This is a genomic window from Methylocaldum sp. MU1018 (assembly GCF_053646775.1).
In genome coordinates, this window is record NZ_CM132195.1 from 2963323 (window position 1) to 2981030 (window position 17708).

12 protein-coding genes and 1 pseudogene are annotated in these 17708 nt (G+C 60.8%); 4 read left to right on the forward strand and 9 right to left on the reverse strand.

Going from position 1 to position 17708, the window contains the following annotated elements; all coding sequences use genetic code 11:
* The 6 genes from fliP to ACWJKU_RS13635 form a co-directional block, all read right to left on the reverse strand.
* Nucleotides 1-768 carry a flagellar type III secretion system pore protein FliP gene (gene fliP / locus ACWJKU_RS13610; protein WP_454142961.1) on the reverse strand — a complete coding sequence of 256 codons (768 nt, stop codon included), beginning with the start codon at nt 766-768 and terminating at the stop codon, nt 1-3.
* On the reverse strand, nt 765-1181 hold the full coding sequence (gene fliO / locus ACWJKU_RS13615; protein WP_454142963.1) for a flagellar biosynthetic protein FliO: 417 nt from the start codon (nt 1179-1181) through the stop codon (nt 765-767). Before fliO ends, fliP begins: the two co-directional genes overlap by 4 nt.
* Nucleotides 1178-1651, reverse strand: a complete 474-nt coding sequence (gene fliN / locus ACWJKU_RS13620; RefSeq protein ID WP_454142965.1) for a flagellar motor switch protein FliN — start codon at nt 1649-1651, stop codon at nt 1178-1180. Before fliN ends, fliO begins: the two co-directional genes overlap by 4 nt.
* A complete protein-coding gene (gene fliM, locus ACWJKU_RS13625) occupies nt 1648-2682 on the reverse strand; it encodes a flagellar motor switch protein FliM (RefSeq protein WP_454142967.1) in 1035 nt (344 codons plus the stop codon). The genes fliN and fliM overlap by 4 nt, the downstream gene beginning before the upstream one ends.
* Before the next feature lie 2 nt (nt 2683-2684).
* The gene (locus ACWJKU_RS13630; protein WP_454142969.1) at nt 2685-3197 is read right to left on the reverse strand and encodes a flagellar basal body-associated FliL family protein; all 513 of its coding nucleotides are present in this window, start codon (nt 3195-3197) and stop codon (nt 2685-2687) included.
* Between the two features lie 256 nt (nt 3198-3453).
* Nucleotides 3454-4104, reverse strand: a complete 651-nt coding sequence (locus tag ACWJKU_RS13635; RefSeq protein WP_454142971.1) for a hypothetical protein — start codon at nt 4102-4104, stop codon at nt 3454-3456.
* A gap of 286 nt (nt 4105-4390) precedes the next feature.
* Here ACWJKU_RS13635 and ACWJKU_RS13640 point away from each other — a divergent pair, with 286 nt between their 5' ends.
* Nucleotides 4391-5605: an NAD(P)/FAD-dependent oxidoreductase gene (locus ACWJKU_RS13640; RefSeq protein WP_454142973.1), complete on the forward strand. Its 1215-nt coding sequence runs from the start codon at nt 4391-4393 to the stop codon at nt 5603-5605.
* 339 nt (nt 5606-5944) lie between these two features.
* Complete coding sequence (gene recC, locus ACWJKU_RS13645; protein WP_454142975.1) at nt 5945-9202, forward strand: exodeoxyribonuclease V subunit gamma; 3258 nt, start codon at nt 5945-5947, stop codon at nt 9200-9202.
* A 101-nt stretch (nt 9203-9303) separates the two neighbouring features.
* Here recC and ACWJKU_RS13650 read toward each other — a convergent pair.
* Nucleotides 9304-9985 (reverse strand): annotated as a pseudogene (locus ACWJKU_RS13650) (integrase core domain-containing protein); the annotation flags it as partial.
* Between the two features lie 257 nt (nt 9986-10242).
* On the opposite strand from ACWJKU_RS13650, the gene recB reads away from it, so the two are divergent.
* On the forward strand, nt 10243-13908 hold the full coding sequence (recB, locus tag ACWJKU_RS13655) for an exodeoxyribonuclease V subunit beta (protein WP_454142977.1): 3666 nt from the start codon (nt 10243-10245) through the stop codon (nt 13906-13908).
* Nucleotides 13909-13923: 15 nt separating this feature from the next.
* Here recB and ACWJKU_RS13660 read toward each other — a convergent pair whose 3' ends face one another.
* Both ACWJKU_RS13660 and ACWJKU_RS13665 read right to left on the reverse strand, forming a co-directional pair.
* On the reverse strand, nt 13924-14907 hold the full coding sequence (locus tag ACWJKU_RS13660; protein WP_454142979.1) for a DNA methyltransferase: 984 nt from the start codon (nt 14905-14907) through the stop codon (nt 13924-13926).
* Nucleotides 14908-14909: 2 nt separating this feature from the next.
* Nucleotides 14910-15641, reverse strand: coding sequence for an SfiI family type II restriction endonuclease (locus tag ACWJKU_RS13665; RefSeq protein ID WP_454142981.1), 732 nt, complete (start codon nt 15639-15641; stop codon nt 14910-14912).
* Nucleotides 15642-15783: 142 nt separating this feature from the next.
* Between ACWJKU_RS13665 and recD the strand changes: the two genes are divergently transcribed.
* Entirely contained in the window at nt 15784-17658 is a 1875-nt protein-coding gene (gene recD, locus ACWJKU_RS13670) for an exodeoxyribonuclease V subunit alpha (RefSeq protein WP_454142983.1), read from the forward strand.
* Nucleotides 17659-17708: the final 50 nt, after the last annotated feature.

A 17708-nucleotide genomic window follows, 5' to 3' on the forward strand; every position in this document is an offset into this window, starting at 1 on the left:
TTACTCGACGAAAAAACTGGCCGCCAAGGTCTCGACCACCAGCGCCCAGCCGTCCACCAGAACGAACAGCAGCAGCTTGAACGGCAGCGAAACGATCATGGGAGACAGCATCATCATGCCCATCGACATCAGAAGGGTGGCCACCACCAGGTCGATGATCAGAAACGGCAGGAACAGGAGAAATCCCATTTGAAAGGCCGTCTTCAGCTCGCTGATCATGAAGGCCGGCACCAGCAGGGAAAACGGCGTTTCCTCGGGACTCGCGATGTCCCCTTTTCCGGAAATGCGCGCGAACACCTCGAGATCCGTTTCCCGGGTCTGTCTGAGCATGAACCGGCGGAACGGGACCGCGGCGCGTTCGAGCGCCGCGCCCGGCGCGAGCTGTTCTTTCATATACGGCTGCAAGGCCTGATCGTTCACCTGCTCGAACACCGGCAGCATGGTGAACAGGGTCAAAAACAGCGAAATGCCGAGCAACACCTGATTGTTGGGCGTTTGCCCGGCGCCCAGGGCCTGCCGCAAGATGGCCAGAACGATCATGATCCGGGTGAACGAGGTCATGCTGAGCAACAGCGCGGGCAGCACGGTCAGCGCCGTCATCAGCGCGAGAACCTGTATCGTGACCGTATAGGTCTGTCCGCCCCGGCCGTCGGCGGCCACGGTGAAGGCTTCGATGCCGGGAGCGCCTTGCGCCGGGAGAGTCGACAACGCGAACACGGCCGAAATCATCCCGAGAGACGTCAAAGAGGAGCGCAACCGCCGGTTCATGCCCGCCGCCCCGTCAGCTCCTGCAGACGCTCCACGAACGAGGCCCCGGCCTCGGCTGCCGGCGCGCCGCCCTCGACCGGGATAATTTCCGAATCCTCCAGAACGCATAAGGTCTCGACCCGCCCGGGCGCCACGCCCAGCACCAGTTGCTTCCCCCCAGCCTGCAACAGCACGACCCGCTCCCGCGATCCCAGCGACACCGCGGCCAGCACGCGGAAGCTTCCGGGCGCGAGCCGGGAGAAGCTGCCGAATCGCCGCAGCAGCCAGGCCAGGGCGAAAATGACCGCCAGTACCGCCAGCAACCCGGCCAGGCTCTTCGCCATATCCGCCGAAGGCAGGGCGGAAACGGTCTCGGCTTGCAGGACCGGCGACATCGTCGTCAACAGCGGCGCGGCAAGAAAACGCGCCTTCATTTCAGCTTTCTCACCCGCTCCGCGGGGCTGATGACATCGGTGAGGCGGATACCGAACTTGTCGTTGACCACCACCACCTCGCCGTGAGCGATCAAGGTGCCGTTCACCAGCACATCCATCGGCTCGCCCGCCAGCCGGTCCAGTTCGACCACCGAGCCCTGCGCCAGTTGCAGCAGGTTGCGGATGTTGATCTTGGCGCGCCCGATTTCCATCGCGATCGTCACCGGCACGTCCAGCAGCACGTCCAGGTTGATGTCTTCGGATTTCGCCGTGCCGGCTCCCGGCGGCGATTTCCCGAGATCTTCGAAGGTCGCGGGCTCCGCTCTCGGCGCCGACTGCCGCGGCGGCTCCGCCATTTTTTGGGCGGCTTCCTGCTGTTCCATCAGGGCGGCCGCCCAATCGTCGGCGAAATGCTCGGATTCGCCGGCTCCGTCCGCTCCTTCCATCGGTTCTTCCAGTTCGTCGCTCATATTCGTTCGCCTCCGCCTCCCAATATCCCGATCAATCGCTCTTTATCGCCGCTGGTACGGCTGACCTTCTCCAGAATCTGCACGGCATAATTGCCCCGCGATATTCCGACCTTGCCCCGGAACACGGGTACGTCGTCGACGACGAGCGTAATGGTTTCCGGCATTTCGATCGGAATCACGTCGCCGGCTTTCAGCCGCAGCATGTCCTCCAGGGACAAGGTTTTTTCGACCAGGGTGCTGTGCATTTCGACCTCGGCATCCAGGATTTCCGATTGCAGCGCCGTGCGCCAGCGATCGTCCGAGTCCTCGCTTCTATCGCCCTGGATGCCGGCGTCCAGAAGCTCCCGGATCGGCTCGATCATGGAATACGGCAGCGTGATGTGCAGATCGCCTCCCCCGCCTTCCAGTTCGATATGGATCGTGGAGATCACGACGACCTCGGCCGGACTCACGATGTTGGCGAACTGCGGGTTCACCTCCGATCCCATGTATTCGAATTCGATCGGCATGACCGGCGCCCAGGCTTCCTTCATGTCCTTGAAAATCAAATCGAGCAGCATCTGAATGATCCGCATCTCGGTCGGGGTGAATTCGCGCCCCTCGATCTTGTTGTAGAACTGCCCGCTGCCGCCGAAAAAATTGTCCACGACGGTGAACACCAGGGTCGGCTCCATGACCATCAATCCCCGGCCGCGCAACGGGTTGAGCCGGATCACGTTCAGATTGGTGGGCACGAACAGGCTGTGTATGTATTCCGAAAATTTCAGAACCTGAACGCCCAACACCGAAATCTCCGCGGAACGCCTGAGCAGGTTGAACAGGCTGATGCGGAAATGGCGCACGAAACGGTCGTTGATCATCTCCAGCGTGGGCATCCGCCCGCGCACGATGCGGTCCTGGCTGGTGAAATCGTAGGGCCGCGCCTCGCCGCTCCGGAAGTCGATCTCCGATTCGGTGCCGATGTCTCCGTCGTCGACGCCGTGCAACAGGGCGTCGATTTCTTCCTGGGTCAAAAGATCGTGAACGGCCATGGCTATTGCATGACGAAACCGGTGAAAAAAATCTCTTCGACGCCATCTCTGCGGCCCGTTTGCTTCGAGACGATCGCATTGATTTCATCGAGCAGCCTGCCTCTGAGCGCCTCCTTGCCTTCGGCCGTCTTGAGCGCGGCGGGATCTTGCCCGCTCAACAGCAAAAGCACGTTGTTGCGGATCATCGGCGAGTGCTTTTTCACGGCGTCGATCACGGCCTGGTTTTTCGAAGCCACGCTGAAACCGACCTGGAGCAGGCGCGCATCCGGATTGCTCTTGAAATTGACCACGAAGGCCGGGTCCAGGGCGTAATAAATCATGGGCAGGGCGCGGGCTTCGCCGGAGGACGCCGACGCCGCCTCCGGCGGATGCTCGGGCGGCACGATTCCCAGGAAGTAAAGCGCCGCGAACACGACGACGAGCGTCGCCGATACAGCCCCGAGAACGATGAAAACGATGCTCGCGGATGAGTTTTTCTTTTCTTCGCTCAAATCCAGCTTGTCTTGTTGCGCCATTGCGGAACTTCGGAGTTTTTCGTTATTCGCAGCAACAATGATGCCCGCCAAAAAACTCATCGCAGACAATAACTTAGCAGAGACCGCACGCTTTTCGTCGCCGCATGGACGGATAAAACTCGGCGCCGCGCCAAATTTCGGACACCGGCCAAGGCCGAAAACGAGGGAAAGGAAGATTCGGTCAAAAAGGATCGGCGCATGAAACCTATCGGCCCGGCCGATCCTCCGGTTTAGCGGACCGCGGCCCGCATCGGCTCTAAGGCGTTTGCAGCCTTCCGGTGATGCTGGTGAATACGTTTTGGCCGGCGCAGGCGTCGATCGTACCTTTTATGGTCAGGGTGCCGCCGGTAACGCGCCCGAACAGTCCGGTATTTCCGGGAACGCTAACGGTTCCCGTGCCCAGCGGCACCGTCAGTTGCGGCGCCTTGGCGTGCATGACCTCCGTGACCGCGAATCGGCAGGGATTCGCGGTCGGAGAGATATCGACCAGCGTGTCGCCATCCGTGCTCAGCCGCGACAGCGGCGACTCCTGCGAATCGGTGCACGTGATGATATGGCGAAGATGCCCGGGCACTATGAGAGGCTGCCCGTTCGGCAGCAGGATCGGACCATTTGAGCCCGAAACGACCTGTAGGTCGTATCCTTTTCCCATGACCGCACACATCAGCGTCATTTTTTTGTCCAGCTTGACGACCATCTCCCCGAGTTGGGTATCCCCCTCGTAATTCGGCGCTATGGGCGGCCAGCCGATGTCGTCGTTCCCCAAATCGTCGTAGTGGATCGAGGCCTCGACCACGGCTTGAGTGCGCCCCGTTCCCGACTTGATCGTCATGTCCGCGGAAGCGGAAGCCGAAAGGATCATCCCGGCGATGATGCACGCGCTTACCCAAAACTGTTTTTCATGCATTTCTTTTTCCTTATAGATATGTGAACAGGCCGGAGCGCAACCCAATCCCCAAAATCGTGTTGCCTCCGCCGGATCAAAATAACAGCTTCATCCGGCCTCAGCCATCACAAAGGCTTGCCGGGGCGAGTTCTCCGCGATCGGAATGTTTTATTGTCAAAGGATCGTCATACGAGGCAGAATTGCGTGGACGAAAAAAAACCAAAATCGCTGGGAACGAAGCCTGAAGAGAAACAAGAAATCCCGGCCAATACAAACCCTCAATTCATTCAATCGAGAGGAAGATCCCATGGATAGCAAGATTCATCACCGCGTCGTCGTCATCGGCGGCGGCGCTGCCGGGCTCGGCATCGCCGCCCGGCTGCTGCACGCAGGCATATCGGACATCGCCATCGTCGAGCCGTCCGACAAGCATTATTACCAGCCCTTCTGGACGTTCGTCGGAGGCGGCGTCGTCGACCGCGAGCAGTCGGTCAGGCCGATGGCCGGTTTGATCCCCAAAGGCGCCGTCTGGATACGCGACGCCGCCACGGAATTCGACCCCGCCAACAATTCGCTGAAAACCCGGGACGGCAAGGAAATCGGCTATGACTACCTGGTCGTCTGTCCGGGTCTTCAGATCGACTGGGACAAGATCCCGGGCGTCAAGGAAGCGCTGGGCAAGGACGGCGTATGCAGCAATTACAGCTACGACAGCGTCAACAGCACCTGGGAAAACATCCGCAACTTCAAGGGCGGCAACGCCGTGTTCACCTTTCCGCCGCCGCCCATCAAATGCGCCGGCGCGCCGCAGAAAATCATGTATTTGGCGGAAGACTATTTCCGCAAGCACGGCATCCGCGACAAATCCCGCGTCGTCTACTACTGCGCCACGCCCACCATCTTCACGGCGCCCAAATATGCCGCCAGCCTTACCGAACAGGTGGTGAAACCGCGCAACATCGAGGTTCATTTCAAGCACAATCTGGTGGAACTGCGCCCCACTTCGAAAGAAGCCGTGTTCAAGAATCTCGACACCGGGGAAAACGTGGTCCAGCCCTACGACATGATCCACGTGGTCCCGCCCATGAGCGCTCCGGACTTCATCAAGAAAAGTCCGCTCGCGAACGAAGGCGGCTGGGTGGACGTGAACAAGGAAACCATGCAGCACGTCCGTTATCCCAACGTATTCAGCCTGGGCGATGCCAGCAGCCTGCCCACGTCCAAGACGGCGGCGGCGATCCGCGCGCAAAGCCCGGTCATGACCGCGAATCTCCTGTCGGTGATGAACGGCGGACAGCCGGTAGCCCAGTACGACGGCTATACCTCATGCCCGCTGATCACCGGCTACGGCAAACTGATCCTGGCCGAATTCGACTACGACCTGAAGCCCCGGGAAACCTTCCCCTTCGACCAGGGTAAGGAGCGCTACAGCATGTATCTGTTGAAGCGCTACATCATTCCGGCGATTTATTGGCAGGGCCTGCTCAAGGGCTATCAATGGCCCCATTTGGGCAAGGCGTAAACCGATGCCCCGCGCCGTAGAAAGGGCAAAGTCCGCAGGACGGGATGAAGCTTTGCGGAATCCCGGTCCGATTCGGCATCCGCGGTCCTGAAAACGGCGGGGCTCGCTCCTCGCCCCAGCCTGCCGCGCCAGAGCGTTTTCATCTCGCGTTAACGGTATTCCGTACGGAACGCTGTGTCGTATGTCGTGAGGAGGGCGACTGAAGTCGCCCCCGCGTCCGTATTGAAAACGCGCTAACCGGCAAACCCTGGAAAAGCCTGCTCGATTAAGTTTGCAGCAGGCTTTTTTCTGTCATGCAGGGCATCGACCGAATCACGACAAAACCAAGCTGGCCGCCCCGTGCTCCACCTCTACCAATCCGACAAGCTGGAATTCCTCGCCGAACTGTTGACGGCGGACAGCACGCCGCCGGCCTCGCCTTTCGAACCGGACTTCGTCATCGTTCAAAGCCTCGGCATGGGGCGCTGGCTGTCCCTGCGCCTGGCGGACCATCTCGGCATCTGCGCGAACGTCCGTTTCCAACTCCCGGCTTCGTTCGTCTGGGACCTGCTCCGGCAATTCCTCGGCGAACTCCCGAGGCGTTCGGCGTTCTCCAGCGAGGTGCTCACCTTCCGCATCTTCGACTGGCTGGGACGGTCCGCGAATCTGGAGCGGACTCCGCGGCTTTCGGGCTATCTCCAAAACGGCGACGAACTCCGCCAGTTCCGGCTCGCCAAGCGGATCGCCGATCTGTTCGATCAATATCTCATCTACCGTGCGGACTGGATAGACGCGTGGGAGCGCGGCGAAACGCTGGATTTGGGCGGGGATGAGGATTGGCAAGCCCTGCTGTGGCGCGACCTGACAGCGGCGAAAATCGCGCTCCACCGCGCCCGCTTCATGAACGAACTGCTGGCGGCGCTCGAATCCGATTCGGCGGCCGAGCGACTGCCCCGGCGCATTACCGTGTTCGGCGTTTCGTCGCTGCCGCCGGCGTTTCTCGATGTGCTGAACGCGCTCGCCAAACAGACCGAAGTCAATCTGTACGCGATCAATCCCTGCCGCGAATACTGGGGCGAAATCCGGGCCCCGCGGGAAATCGGGCGACTGGCCGGAGAACGCCCGCCGGAGGATTTGTACCTGGAAGTCGGCCATCCTTTGCTGGCTTCGCTCGGAAAACAAGGCCGCGAATTCTTCGATCAACTGGCCGAGCATGCGGAGCTGCACAACCTGTTCCGCGCCGAACCGCCGCGCGATTCGATGCTGCACATTATCCAGGCCGACATCCTGGAACTCGTCGACCGCCGCAGCGCCGGACGCTTGCCGATACGGCCGGACGACCGTTCGCTGCAAGTTCATGCTTGCCACAGTCCGATGCGCGAAGTCGAAGTCCTTCGCGATCAGCTTTTAGCACTGTTCGATTCAAACCCAGAATTGAAACCGAGCGACGTGGCCGTGCTGACGCCGGACATCGAGCAATACACGCCTTACATCGAAGCGGTCTTCGCCGAAAGCCACGATGCGCCGCAAATCCCCTTCAGCATCGCCGACCGCGGCTTGACCCACGAACAGCCGCTTTTGGAAACTTTTCTCGCCCTGCTCGATCTCCCGGAGAGCCGGTTCGCCGCGGACACGACGCTCGGCTACCTGGAACAGTCCGCCATACAGCGCCGTTTCCGGCTATTCGAAGACGATCTTCCCATGATCCATCACTGGGCGCGGGCGGTCGGCACCCGCTGGGGGCGGGACGGCGCCCACAAGACCGAATACCGGCTACCGGACATTCCGCGCCACACCTGGCGCGACGGCCTGAAGCGCCTGATGCTGGGCTATGCCCTGCCGCAGGAACTGGCCGGCGACGGTTTCCCGCTATTCGCCGAAACCCTCCCTTACGACGACATCGAAGGCAGCCGGGTTTTGATCCTGGAACGCTTCGCGGAATTTCTGGAAACCCTGTTCGAATGGGCGGACCGGTTCAAGGCGAAGCAACCCGTGGCGGAGTGGGTCGAACGACTGAACGCGTTCATCGACCGGCTGTTCGATCCGCGGGACGAGGACGAATCGGTGCTGCTCCACTTGCGCGGAACCCTCGATTTGTTGCGGGAGCTTTCGGAACAAGCCGGCTTCCGCGAGCCGGTCGGAATCCGGGTGATCAAGCGCTGGCTCGCCGACCGCCTGTGCCAGCCTTCGAGCGCCGGCGGCTTTTTGACGGGCGCAGTCACCTTCTGCGCGATGGTGCCGATGCGCAGCCTGCCGTTCGAGGTCATCGCCGTGCTCGGGCTGAACCACGACCGCTTTCCGCGCCAGCGCCATCCCCCCGATTTCGACCTGATGGCGAAGCATCCCCGCCGGGGAGACCGCTCCCGCCGGCTCGACGACCGTTATCTCTTTCTGGAAACGCTGCTGTCGGCGCGCGAGGTGCTTTATCTCAGCTACGTGGGCCGGAGCGTCCGCGACAACGCCGAACTGCCGCCCTCCCCGCTGGTGTCCGAACTCATCGACGTCGCGAAACAAAGCGGCGAGCCGGCCGAGGGCGACATCGAGTCCCATCTCGTGACCGAACATCCGCTGCAGCCGTTCGACCCCGGCTATTTCAAGGACGATTCCCGGCTGCCGGGCTTTTCGTCGACCTGGCTGGCCGCGGCGCGACTGATCGGACGGGGCGACGAGGAACCTGCGCCCTTGTTCGGTGGCCCCCTTCCGGAACCCGAAGAGGAATGGCGAACCGTCGATCCGGAAAGCCTCGCTTATTTCTTCAGCAACCCCGTCCGCTATCTTCTGCGGCGGCGGCTGAACCTGATTCTGGAAGACGCCGCGACGGAATTCGAAATCCGCGAACCTTTCGCGCTCGATTACCGTACGAGAAACCAGGTCCGCCAAAATCTCTTAAACGCCCTGGCGCTGGATCGGGAACCGCAGAGCGCGCTGCTGCTCGCCGACGCCCAGGGCCTTTTACCCCACGGCCGTTTCGGTGAAGCGCTGCACGGCAAGGAGCAACGGCTGGTCGAAAGCTTCGCCGTCAAACGGCTCCCGGACCTCATCAAACCCCGCTTCGAACCGCTGCCGGTGGATTTCGAAGCGAACGGCCTGCACCTCATCGGCTCCCTCGCCGAAGTCGGCGCCGGCGGCCTGACCGACTACAGCTTCGAAGAGCCGAGCCCCCGCCAGCTCTTCGACCTCTGGCTCCGGCACCTGATGCTCTGCCTGATCGTCCCCGAAGGCGTGATACCGCAGTCCATCCTTCACACGCCCAAACAAACCCTCACCTTCCAGGCGGTCGACAATCCCGAAAACGAGCTTGCGAAACTGCTGAGCGCTTACTGGCAAGGCTTATCCGCCCCGCTGCCTTTCTTCCCCAAAACCAGCCACGCCTACACCCGCCACCGGCACGATCCGCCGACAAGACTCGGCGGCGATCCGGAGGCTATCCGGTTCAACGCCCAAAGACAGGCCTGGAGCATTTGGGAAGGTTCGGAATTCCAGTCCGGCGAAAGCATGAATCCCTATTACCAGACGGTTTATCGAGGCAGCGATCCTTTGGACGAAAGATTCGAGGCACTGGCCGTTGAGCTTATAAACCCGATGTTGGCGGCGATGACGAAAGAGACGTCTCGATGATTTCGGACGAAGGCCGTAGGCTGGATTGAGGAACGAAACCCAGCAATTGAGGCATGGAAACGCTGGGTTTCCGCAAGGCTACAACCCAGCCTACGGGCTTTTTCCCGCCACGTCTGAAGGGCTTGGATAGGGCACACGTGGCCCAAGGCGCGTTGCGGGATGTGGCCGTTATAGAGTTGGCGATAATGTTCCGAGACGACGGAGAGTTCGGCGGCGCTCCGGAAGCGGGTACTTCGGAGTAGGTCGGCGATGCGGCCGTTGAAGCGCTCCACCATGCCGTTGGTCTGCGGATGGCCCGGCGGGATCAGGCGGTGCTCGGCGCCGAGTTTGTGGCGCGCTTGATCGAAGAAGTGGCGTCCGGTCGGTTCGCGTTCGCCTTGGGCGGTGAACCGGTCGGTGAATTCCTTGCCGTTGTCGGTCAGGATTTTCTCGATCTTGAACGGACACGCGGCGGCCAGGCGCTCCAGGAAAGCCCGCGTCCCTCGGCGGTCTTATCGGGCAAAATCTCGAAGTAGCCCCATCGGCTGGCACGGTCGATGGCGACGCACAGATAGGTGTGATCCGCTTCGTCCGGCGCCCTCGGCAGTTCCTTGAGATCAACGTGGAGGTGCCGGGCGCATAGTCCTTGAAGGGTTTCTTGGGGGCCACGTCGCCTTCCCCGGCGGGAATCAGATCAGCCAGCCGCGACACGCCCTCGCGCTTGAGCAGTCGGCCGAGGGCGGCGCGGGATGCTTGGGGGTGAATGTGGGCACGGGTGATGGCGGTGAGATCGTCGAGCGACAGCCCGCGTAGGGTGCGGTGAGGCACGAACCGCATCGATCGCGAATGATGCGCCTCCTTCGTCGGCGCATCCTACAAACGGGAAGGGTCATCCCGATGCTCCCGGAGTGATCGTTTGTGATTGGAATGATGGCCCACAAACTTGTGTAGATACCCAGTCTATCCACCTCAACATTGGGCATCGTTGCCGGAGAAGTGCTCCGTGCCGTAGGATGCGGCTCGTTCTTCACCGCGTTCTACGGTATTAAACGAAATCGCCCATGCTCCCTTCCAGCCAGCTATCCACCGACCATACCCCCGAGTTCGACATCTACGCCGCGGAGCTCGGCGGGCTGAATCTGGTCGAGGCGAGCGCCGGGACGGGCAAGACCTGGACGATTTCGGGGCTTTACGTCCGGCTGATTCTGGAGCTCGGGCTGAGCGTGGATCAGATCCTGGTGGTGACCTACACCAAGGCGGCCACCGCCGAGCTTCAGGATCGCATCCGCAAGCGCTTGCGGGAGGTTCTTTCCGCTTTCGAAACCGGCGAGAGCGACGACGAATTCTGCCGCCGCATCGTCGAGCTTTACGGCGATCGGACCGAAACCGCCGTGCGCCGCCTCGGTTACGCGATCAGCGGGTTCGACGAGGCCGCGGTCCACACCATTCACGGATTCTGCCAGCGCCTCTTGAACGAAAGCGCCTTCGAATCGGGAGCGGATTTCGATTGCGAGCTGATGCCGGACGAGACCGATTTGCTGCGGGAAATCGTCGACGATTTCTGGCGGCGGGAGGTCTATCTCGCCTCTCCGGCCTGGGCCGAGTTTCTGGCCCAGAAGAACCAATCGCCCGATGTCTGGCTGGGCGAAATCCAGCCGCATGTGGGCAAGCCGTTCCTGAAAATCGCGGGGCCTGTCGAACCGCCGGACGAAACCGACGCCCTCGCGCGTTTCGGGCAAGCCGTGCTCGAAGCGGCGGAAGTCTGGCATGCCGAAAGAAACGCCATCGAGGCCCTATTGCTGAATTATCCGGATTTCAACAAAACGCGCGTCAAACCCGAGAGTTTGCGAAGCTGGCTAGCCGAAACGGCCGATTTTTTCGACCGATGGCTGCCGCCGGAGCGGACTCCGCAGCCGGTCGTCTTGCCGGAAGTGCCGCCCCTGATCGAGCTGCCCGGCGGCCTCCGACGCCTGACGCCCGAGGCCCTTGCCGCTGCCGTCAAGAAAGGCTGCGAGCCTCCGCGGCATCCCTTTTTCCAGTGCGGCCAATCCGTGATCGAAGCGGACGAGACGCTGCGCCTGGATTTCGAAGCCCGGCTTCAATGCCTCAAGCGGCGCCTGATCGAGTTCTGCAACGCCGAACTGGACCAGCGCAAGAGCGCGCTGCAAGTCGTCTGCTACAACGATTTGCTGAACCGGCTGGCGACCGCGCTGGATTCGGAACACGGCGAGCGCCTGGCGGAGACCGTACGCCGCCGTTACCGGGCCGCTCTGATCGACGAGTTCCAGGATACCGATCCGACCCAGTACCGCATCTTCCGGCGCGTCTACGGCGACGGCGGTTCGCCGGTATTCTTCGTCGGCGATCCCAAGCAGGCGATCTACGGCTTTCGCGGCGCGGACATCTTCAGCTACCTCGAAGCGCGCAGCAACGAACGCATCACCCGCCGCACGCTCAAGACCAACCAGCGCTCCGAGCGCGATCTCATCGTCGCGGTCAATGCCTTGTTCGTCGGCCACCCCAGACCCTTCCTGCTCGACGAGATTCCCTATCCGGAGGTTAAACCCGCCGCACGGCCGCGCGCCGTTCTGGACATCGAAGGCGATGGCGAGGAACCGTTCCGCTTCCTCTTGCTGCCGCAGGAGCAAGACGAGAAGGGAAAAGAGAAGGCTTATTCGAAGGGCGCAGCCAGCCGATCGGCGGCCCTGGCGACCGCCTTCGAAATCGTCCGGCTGCTCGATGCCGCGAGCGAGGGCAAGGCCCGGCTGGGCGAGCGGAATCTCGACGGGGGCGACATCGCCGTGTTGGTCTCCACCCACGTCCAGGCGCGATTGATCGAGGACGCACTGACGGCCTCCGGCGTGCCCAGCGTGCGCCAGGGGCAGGAGAACGTGTTCTCGAGCCCGGAAGCGGCGGAGCTCGAGCGGATCTTGCAGGCGGTCGCCCAGCCGGGGCGGGAGCCGCTCATCAAGGCTGCGCTGGCGACGGAACTCATGGACCGCACGGCCAACGCCATTTTCGATCTACAAAGGGACGAAGCCGCCTGGGAGGCGATCGTCGACCGCTTTCAGGCTTACCACCAGATCTGGCTGAGCGAAGGCTTCATGCCGATGTTCCGCCGCTGGTTCGAAGACGCCCGCATCACCGAGCATCTGCCGAAATTCCGCGACGGCGAGCGACGGCTGACCAATCTCCTGCATCTGGCAGAACTCCTGCAAGTGGAGAGCCGCAAGAAATCGAGCATCGACACGCTGCTCGGCTGGTTCGGCCGCGCCATCCGGAATCCGTCCAAGAACGACGAAACCGCCCTGCTGCGGCTGGAAAGCGACGCCAAGCGCGTGAAGATCGTGACCATCCACACCAGCAAGGGGCTCGAATACCCGCTCGTGTTCTGTCCGTTTCTGTGGGACGGGCGGCTGCGGCAGCGAAAAGCGGAGTCCGTGCTTCTGCACCGCCACGGCGAATCGGTTCTGGACCTCGGCTCGGCGCAGTTGGAGCTGAACCGCCGCCAGGCCATTCAAGAAGAAATGTCGGAAAACCTGCGTGTCCTTTACGTGGCGCTCACGCGCGCCGTGTACCGCTGCCATGTCGTCTGGGGCAACGTTCGCAACGGCCGGGATAAAAGCGAAGGCTTTCACTCGACCGCCCTGGCCTGGCTGCTGCACGGCAGACCACTGGCGCCGGAGGACGATCCGTTGGCAGCGTTGGAGACGAGACTGCAGGAAGCCGATACCGATCTCATTGCAGCCGATATCCACCGGTTTTCAGAGCGAGCGCCCGGCTGCGTGAGCCTGGGTTTCGCCGAAACCCGTCTCGTCCGGCACCGGGGCTCGGCGCCGGAGAACGTTACGACGCTGGCCGTTCGTTCCTTCCGGCGTCCGCCGCTTTACCCGAGCTGGCGGATGAGCAGCTTTTCCGGTCTGACCACCGGACGACACAGCGAAGCGCCGGATTACGACGTTCTGCCCGACTCCGATTTGCCGGAAGCGCCGGGCGATTCGATATTCGCCTTCCCCCGCGGCGCTCGGGCCGGATCGTGCCTGCACGCCATTCTCGAAGAATGGGATTTCGCCTGCCGGGATTCCGAACGGCTAACCGATCTCGTCCGCCGCAAGCTGAAAGCTCACGGCATCGGCGATGAGTGGGTGCCGACCGTGCGGCAGGCGGTCGAAACCGCTCTCGAAGCGCCGCTCGACGATAATGGGCTCAAGCTGTCGGACATTCCGGCAGAAAAGCGCCTGGCTGAAATGGAATTCACCTATGCGTTGCGCGGCGGCGATTCCGACGGATTACGAAAACTCCTGGCCGATCCCCGCTTCCGGTGCGACCGCCGCTATGCCGAGGCCGCCCGGCTGCTCGACTTCAGGCACATCGAAGGCTATATGAAAGGCTTCATCGATCTGGTGTTCGAAGCGGACGGGCGCTATTACCTGCTCGACTGGAAATCCAACTGGCTCGGCAACACCCCTGCCGATTACGCCTCCGACCGCCTCGTCGAGGCGATGGCGCGCGAGCATTATTACCTTCAATACCTCATCTACACCGTTGCCCTGCACCGATACCTCGAGCAAAGACTGCCGAATTACGGCTACGAAACCCATTTCGGCGGAGTTTATTACCTGTTTTTGAGAGGTATATCGCCCAAGCGGAAAACGGGTATTTTTGGGGACAAGCCGAGTTTTGAGCTCATCCAAGCTTTGGAATGTCTGTTAATGGATGATTTTTGAAATTCGAATTCGCAGTCAAGCGACATACTGAGCGGCGGACTGAGCGACTCGCAAGTCCAGCGCCTCTTGTCGGCTCTGTTCCTTTGCCGTTCGAAGCAGTTTCTTCGCTAGCTGAACATATTGGGGAGAAATTTCGACGCCAATGAATCGCCGCTTTTCCAAGATAGCAGCAACTCCCGAAGTACCGCTCCCTGCAAAACAGTCAATGACAGTATCGCCAGGTTCGGTAAGCAACTGAATCACTCGTCGCGGCAATTCCAAAGGAAATTTTGCTTCGTGATCGTCATTGGCTCTTACCGAGGGAATGGTCCAGACTGCTCGCGATCCCCACGCAACCCATTCATCTTTAGCAAGACGCGATTTGTCGACTTTCGTAATTCCCGGTTTCCAAAAAAACAAAAGATGCTCGAATTCATCGACCGACCGATACGACATAGTATGCCATCGAGAATTCTCCCAAGCAGCGTCTTTAACCCAGACCCTTCTATCGTAAAGATATAAGCCTACTTCATAGGCAAAATCTTCCAGCATGTTACAAACCAGTTTCACCCTGGTTTGCGTCTCATATTTACCCCCGCGGATATTATTTCCTTTGAGCCGACGATCAACCGTTTGCTCGCTACAGCCAAGTATTTTAGCTATTTCATAGCGACTCGCCCCAGGGTTCTGCGCCATTGCTTCAAGTACATTTTCGCGCGTAATATCCGAGCGTTTTCTCCGGGTAACGTTCTCCGCCATGATACGTGGGATACTATCATCCTTAAAACAAAGGATATCGGCTATGTTAATGACGAGAAAACCACCAGGCTTCAAAATAGGGACATGGGCTTCGATGACACGCCTTAATAAGTTTTTCCACTCGATAAAAGACATATCGCGTTCATAGGCCTTGCCCACGTGATAAGGAGGCGACCAGACACTCAGGCTGACGGACTCAGCAGCAATATTTGACGCTATACATCGGGCATCGCCCTCATAAATTTCGTCAGGTTCGTACATACTTATTCCACCCACTCCGCGAAAATGCTTCTGGTATTGGAATCAAACTTAATCGTCTGAACTCGCCATTTTGCCTTCAATTTCAACGCCGAAAAGCTAAGCCGGACGCGGAAGTCCTCGCCAAGCGAGGGCGCATTTCGGCCGGCCAACCAAATAGTATCAGAATGACTCGGGTTATATCGATCCTGAAGCTTTCCGTTGGGAATCGCAGCCATAGTAAGTTTCAAAAGGCGGTAAGGCGGGACGTCCCGGCCGGTTCCGTTCGCGGAAGCATCATAGTGATAATGGGTTAGCAGTATGGTGGATAAGTAGGACTTCCCGGCATATTCTTCGATCGCTCCGATTTTTCCCGGCACATCCACGACACTGTTCTGCCGATGCTGCCGAACCTCCATTGATAGCTGGGACATCTGCAAACTTGCAGAACTTGCCGATTTTTCTGCCTTGCTACCTACAAATAAAGCCTGGCGTATGGAAAAGTCCGGCAGAATGACATAGCGCGCTTTTCGGTAATCCACGTTACCAAAGATCCGCTGCGGCACTCCATAGCCGCCGACCCTGTCGAGCATTTCGCGCGTAACGTCTTCGGCAACATCTTTCGGATCGTCATTGCTTTGATAGAACACATCCGAAGCATCCATTCCAAAATCCGCTGCCGCTACGAACAGAGCCCGTAGACTTAACTTTTCTATGTTCTCGATCTCGTCGAGACTCAAATCAGTGGGGTCGCGCATTCTTGCCCTTTTCTTTTTTCCAGTGACATCCCGCCAGCAGTATTCTTTCCTTATTTGGAGGTGGGACGACAGTCAACAAGAGATGTTTGCAAAACAAAATGGCGTGACAATATGCCATCTTTTTACTTCGAACAATAACGCCATGAACTCCGAAGCCCGCGCTGCCTCGTTGCGTTCTTCCGCCCGTCCGCTATCGGCCAAACCAACCTCGGCCGCTCCGAGGCTTTTGAAGTTCTCGCCGCTCGGGAAACAGTTCGCCGCCTACCTGGGCCGGCTGGATGGCGCGCCGCATGAAGCGGTCGAGTGGGCGGCGCAATTGGTCTACCAGGCCGTCGCGGAAGGCCGCGTCTGTATCCGTCTCGACGATTATGCGGGCGCCGAGATCATCGCCGAAAACGGCGATGCCGCGATCAGGCTGCCCGAGCTTTCCGATTGGCTCGCCATACTCCGAAACGCCAAGCTGGTCGGCGAACCCGGAAGTTTCGCGCCGCTGATCCTCGATGCAAGCCGACGCCTTTACCTGGCGCGCTATTGGCATTACGAGAAAACGCTGGCCGACGGCTTGATGGCGCTCGCGCAAAGCCCGTGTCCGGAGATCGACCCGGTCAAGCTTCGCGCCGAGCTGGGCCGGCTCTTCGCCCACAACACCGCCGTGCCGGACCGACAAAAACTGGCCGCGGCGGTGGCGGCGCTGCGGCGCTTCTGCGTCATTTCCGGCGGCCCCGGCACGGGCAAGACGTCGACCGTGGTCCGCATACTTGCTGCGTTGCACTCCCAGTCCGGAGAAAGGCTGCTGCGCATCGCGCTGAGCGCGCCCACCGGCAAGGCGGCGGCGCGGCTTCAGGAATCCATCCGCGAGCAAAAAGCGAAGCTGCCGCTGCCGCAAGCCGTGCTCGACGCTCTTCCCGAGACCGCCTCCACGCTGCATCGGTTGCTGGGCGCCAAACCCGACTCCGTTCACTTCCGCCATGACCGGAAAAACCCGCTGCCGGTGGACGTGCTGGTGGTCGACGAGGCATCGATGATCGATCTGGCGCTGATGGCCAAACTGATCGACGCCCTGCCGAAAAGCGCCCGGCTGATTCTGCTGGGAGACAAGGATCAGTTGGCGTCGGTCGAAGCCGGCGCGGTGTTCGGCGATTTGTGCGAATCGTCCGGCTATAGCCCGGCGTTTTGCGATCAACTCTACGCGGCCTCGGGCGTCGAAATTCCGTCGGGCGATCTGTTCACGCCGGCTTTGTCCGACTGCGTCGCCCTGCTCACGCACAGCCACCGCTTCGGCTCGGAAAGCGGCATCGGCCAGCTGGCGCGGCTGATCAACGGAGGGCACGCCAAACAAGCGATCGAATTGCTGGCCGGCGGGCGCCATCCCGACATTCACTGGGAGCGGGCACGAACCGGCGGCCGAGCGGATTTGGCCCGAACCCTGGAGCGCGGCTACCACGCTTTTTTCGCGGCCGTGGATTCGGGCGCCGACCCCAGGGACATCCTGCGGCTCTTCGGCCGTTTCCGAGTGCTCACGGCCCATCGGGAAGGCGACAGCGGGGCGGCCGGCATAAACCGGCTGTTCGAAGAACGGCTGTACGCGCGAAGACGGTTGCGCCGGGGCGGTCGGTGGTATCCGGGCCGACCGGTGATCGTGACCCGCAACGATTACGATCTTCGGCTTTTCAACGGCGACATCGGCATCGCGCTGGACACGGACGCCGGACTTCGGGTCTTTTTCGAGGATGCCGACGGCCACATCCGTGGCTTTTCGCCGGCGCGCCTGCCCGAACACGAAACCGTGTACGCCATGACCGTCCACAAAAGCCAGGGGTCCGAATTCGACGAGATCGTGCTGGCGCTGCCGGACGCCGAAAGCCCCATCCTGGACCGCCCCTTGATTTACACCGCCATCACCCGGGCCCGGCATCGCGCCGAAATACAGGGTTCGCAGAAAATTCTGGACGATGCCATCAAGCGCGTCCCCGAGCGGTCCTCGGGGCTGCGCGAGCGGCTTTGGACATGTCTCTGAGAAAACCTCCGGATTGAGCCGGCGCTCCGGGACGTCTACAATCCCCGGCT